Origin of the sequence: Oscillochloris sp. ZM17-4, from assembly GCF_019599295.1 — a bacterium.
Taxonomy (GTDB): domain Bacteria; phylum Chloroflexota; class Chloroflexia; order Chloroflexales; family Chloroflexaceae; genus Oscillochloris.
The window spans coordinates 68672-72892 of sequence record NZ_JAIEWN010000027.1 but is presented as its reverse complement, the minus strand read 5'-3'; the positions used below and the strand labels follow the sequence as shown (position 1 = coordinate 72892).

At 72.9% G+C, this 4221-nt stretch carries 2 protein-coding genes and 1 pseudogene; 2 read left to right on the top strand and 1 reads right to left on the bottom strand.

Annotation, left to right across the window (positions count from 1 at the left end):
* The first annotated feature begins 178 nt into the window (after nt 1–178).
* On the top strand, nt 179–2851 hold the full coding sequence (locus tag K2Z83_RS18365) for an FtsX-like permease family protein (protein ID WP_255604214.1): 2673 nt from the start codon (nt 179–181) through the stop codon (nt 2849–2851).
* Nucleotides 2852–2896: 45 nt separating this feature from the next.
* The gene (locus tag K2Z83_RS18360) at nt 2897–3844 is read left to right on the top strand and encodes a thioredoxin family protein (RefSeq protein ID WP_220596643.1); all 948 of its coding nucleotides are present in this window, start codon (nt 2897–2899) and stop codon (nt 3842–3844) included.
* Nucleotides 3845–3900: 56 nt separating this feature from the next.
* Here the strand turns inward: K2Z83_RS18360 and K2Z83_RS18355 are convergent.
* Nucleotides 3901–4221 (bottom strand): annotated as a pseudogene (locus K2Z83_RS18355) (low molecular weight phosphatase family protein); the annotation flags it as partial.

The window sequence follows — 4221 nt, the reverse complement described above, 5'->3', positions numbered from 1 at the left end:
CGGCGCTGCGCGCCGGGCGTCGGCCTGCGCCGACGCCGGAACCGCCCGCGACGGCGGGCGACTGGCCGCAGGCCCCCGTGACGCGGCTTCAGCCGCAAGCGACGTTGCTCATGCCTGGGCCCTGCGCGCCCGCCTCCCGGCAGCATAGTGAGGTATCATGGGTGTCAGGAGGACACCCATGATCGTACTCCGGACATCCGTCCGCTACATGCTGCGCCACCCCTGGCAGATCGGCCTCTGCGTGCTCGGCGTGGCCCTCGGCGTCGCCGTGGTGGTGGCGATCGACCTGGCCACCGCCAGCGCCTCGCGGGCCTTCGCCCTCTCGACCGAGAGCGTGGCCGGCCGGGCCACCCACCAGATCGTCGGCGGGCCGGCCGGGCTGGACGAGGCGCTCTACGCGCGGCTGCGCGTGGGCATGGCCGTGCGCCCCTCGGCGCCGGTGGTCGAGGGCTACGCCGTGGCCCCGGCCCTCGGCGGGATGACGGTCCACCTGCTGGGGGTGGACCCCTTCGCCGAGGGGCCGTTCCGGGCCTACCTGGGCGGCCCCGGCGTGGGCGTGGGCGCGGGCGCCGCCGATGCGACGGTGGACCTGAGCCGGCTGCTGGTCGAGCCGGGGGCCGTGCTGATGTCCGCGCCGCTGGCCGCGCAGTACGGCCTCGCGCCGGGCGACACGCTGGCCCTGCGGCTCGGGGCGCGCACGGTGGAGGCGCGGGTGGCCGGCCTGCTGCAGCCCTCGGACGACCTGAGCGCGCGGGCGCTGGAGGGCCTGCTCGTGGCCGATATCGCCACGGCCCAGGAGCTGCTTGGGATGGTCGGCAGGCTCTCCAGGATTGACCTCATCCTTGAAGCGGACGCTGCATCAGCGGCCGCCCCCCAAGCACCTGGGCCGGAGGCGGCGATAGCCGCCGTCTTGCCCCCCGGCGCGAGCATCGAGCGGGCGGCGGCCCGCTCGGGCGCCCTGGAGCAGATGACCCGCGCCTTCGAGCTGAACCTGACCGCCCTGAGCCTGCTGGCCCTGATCGTGGGCATGTTCCTGATCTACAACACCGTGACCTTCAGCGTGGTGCAGCGGCGCGGCCTGCTGGGCACCCTGCGCTGCGTCGGCGTGACCCGCGGGCAGATCCTGGCCATGGTGCTGGGCGAGGCGGCCCTGATCAGCCTGGCCGGCTCGCTGCTCGGCCTGGGGCTGGGCGTGCTGCTCGGGCGCGGCCTGGTGGTGCTGGTGACGCGCACGATCAACGACCTCTACTTCACGGTGACGGTGCGCGGCCTGAGCGTGGAGCCGGCGGTGCTGCTCAAGGGCCTGCTGCTCGGCGTGGGGGCGACCCTGCTGGCGGCGGCGGTGCCGGCCCTGGAGGCGATGCGCACGCCGCCGCGCACGGTGCTGCGCCGATCGAGCGCGGAGGAGCGCATGCGCCGGGCGGTGCCGCGCGCGGCGCTGGCCGGGCTGGCCGTGATCGGGCTGGGCGTGGCGCTGCTGTGGGCTCCGTCATTGCAGATTGTAGATTGCAGATTGCAGATTGGGCCGCTGCAATCTGCAATCTGCAATCTGCAATCTGAGATCGGAGGCCTCTACCTGGCCTTCGGCTCCCTGTTCATGATCGTGATTGGCGCGGCCCTGCTCAGCCCGGCCCTGATGGTGGGGCTGATGGCCCTGGCCGGGCCGCCGCTCGGGCGGGCCTTCGGGCTGCTCGGGCGCATGGCCGCCCGCGACGTGGTGGCCGCGCTCTCGCGCACCGCCGTGGCCGTGGCCGCCCTGATGGTGGCGATCAGCGTGACGATCGGCGTGGGCGTGATGGTGGGCAGCTTCCGGCAGACGGTGATCAGCTGGCTGGACCAGAGCCTGGTGGCCGATGTGTATGTCTCGGCGCCGGGCGGCACCGCCAACCGCGCCAGCACAACCCTGGACCCCGCCCTGGTGGAGGCGCTGGCGGGCGCGCCGGGCGTGGCGGCGGACACCCGCTTCCGCAGCGTCCAGGTCGATGCGGCGTCCGGCCCGACAACCCTGGTGGCGGTGCGGGTAGAGGGCGGGCGCGGCCGCTCGGCCCTGCGCTTCCTGGAGGGCGGGGACGCGGCCAGCTGGGGCGCATGGGACGGCGGGGCGATCTTCGTCTCCGAGCCGCTGGCCTACCGCACTGGCCTGGGCGCGGGCGACAGCCTGGAGCTGCCCACCGACCGCGGCCCGCAGCAATTCCCGATCGCCGGGGTCTACTACGACTACAGCTCGGACCGGGGGGTGATCCGCATGGCCGACGCGACCTACCGGGCCATGTGGGACGACCCGGCGGTCTCATCGCTGGCCCTCTACGCCGCCGACGGCCAGGACGTGGACGGGCTGATCGCCGAGCTGCGCCAGATCGTCGCGGGCTGGCCGGGCGGCCCGCAGACCCTGACGATCCGCTCGAACGCGGCGCTGCGCGCGGGCACCCTGGAGGTCTTCGACCGCACCTTCGCGATCACGGCGGTGCTCCAGCTGCTCGCCACGGCGGTGGCCTTCATCGGCATCCTCAGCGCGCTGATGGCGCTCCAGCTGGAGCGGGCCAGGGAGCTGGGCATGCTGCGGGCCACCGGCCTGACGCCGGGCCAGCTCTGGGGCGTGGTGCTCGGGCAGACCGGGCTGATGGGGCTGGCGGCGGGGCTGCTGGCGACGCCCCTGGGCCTGGGGCTGGCGGTGGTGCTGGTCTACGTGATCAACAAGCGCTCGTTCGGCTGGACGCTCGACCTGAGCCTGAGCCCGGCGGTCTTCGGGCAGGCCCTGCTGGTGGCCATGCTGGCCGCCCTGCTGGCCGGGGTCTACCCGGCCTACGCGATGAGCAGGACGAGCCCGGCGCTGGCGCTGCGCGAGGAGTAGATTGGGGGTCGGGGGTTGGGAGTATTACACCCTCGGGAGATCATCATGACCACTGCTCGCACACTCCGACCCGGCGCCCTGCCGCTGCTGGCCCTGCTGCTGCTCGTCGCGCTGGCCGCGTGCGGCCAGCCGGCGCAGAGTGGCCCGTCGGGCGCGTCGGGCACATCGGGCGCGTCGGGCTCCAGCAGCACCCTGGTGCCAGTGCTGGCCGTGTCCGAGCTTGACGTCGGGCCGAACCGAATCGCCCTCGGCCTGCTCCAGGACGGCACGCCGCTGAACAAGGCCGACCTGCGGCTGAGCATGCGCTTCTTCTACCTCGACGGCAGCGAGGACACCAAGGTGCAGAGCGAGAGCACGGCGGTCTATCGCGGCCAGGGGCTGCCCTTCGGCCTGTACGTGGGCTACGCCACCTTCGACAAGCCGGGGAACTGGAGCGTCGAGATCAGCATCCCGAACGGCGGCACCCCGCAGGTCGTCAACCTGCGCCTCGACGTGAAGGAGAAGTCGCGCATCCCCGCGATCGGCGAGGCGGCCCTGCCGAGCAAGAACCTCACCGTCCGCGATAACGCCGACCTGACGAAGATCAGCTCGGACACCAGCCCCGACCCGGACTTCTACCAGCTGACGATCGCCGACGCGATCGCGGCCAAGAAGCCCTTTGTGATAGGCTTCCTCACCCCCGGCTACTGTCAGACGGCGGTGTGCGGGCCGAACCTGGCCGTGCTGAAGAAGCTGAAGGACCAGTTCAAGGGCAAAGTCAACTTCATCCACGTCGAGGTCTACCCCTACCCCTACGGCGAGTCGTTCCAGCAGCAGAAGCGCGTGCAGCCCATGGTCGAGTGGGGGCTGATCACCGAGCCGTGGACATTCCTGGTCGATGCGGACGGGATCATCCAGTACCGCTACGAGGGCGGGATCACCTTCGACGAGATGGAGCCGGCCATGGCCCAGCTGGCCGCCGGCGAGCCGGTGACGCCGCTGGTGAGCCCCTAGTGCAGATCTCTGGACGCTCGCAGGGAGAGGTTCCATAGCCCCAGCAGCGGAGCGCGTCAGAGCGCGGGGTAGCCGGCGAGGCCAGCGCTCAGCGCGGCCAGATCCTCGGCGCGCACCGGTGCGCGCAGGGCGGCCAGGGCGGCGCGCAGGCGGGCGGCCTGGCCCGGCGTGGGCGGCTGCGGGGTCAGCCCAAGCATGGCCTGGACGATGGCGACATAGGGGCCGGCGAGATCCTCGGGGCCGAGCGGCGCGCCCATCGCCGGGAGGTCGGCCGCGATCTGCCGGCTCGCGCCGGGCCAGTCGACCGCGCCCGGCATTTCGGCGAGCAGGGCCAGCAGGCGCAGGCAGCGCTCGATCGCGGCGCGCCTCGGCCCGGC

What these genes read in the sequence shown, in the direction of transcription:
- K2Z83_RS18365 (WP_255604214.1), top strand. Translation starts at nt 179, where the DNA reads ATGATCGTACTCCGGACATCCGTCCGCTACATGCTGCGCCACCCCTGG.
- K2Z83_RS18360 (WP_220596643.1), top strand. Translation starts at nt 2,897, where the DNA reads ATGACCACTGCTCGCACACTCCGACCCGGCGCCCTGCCGCTGCTGGCC.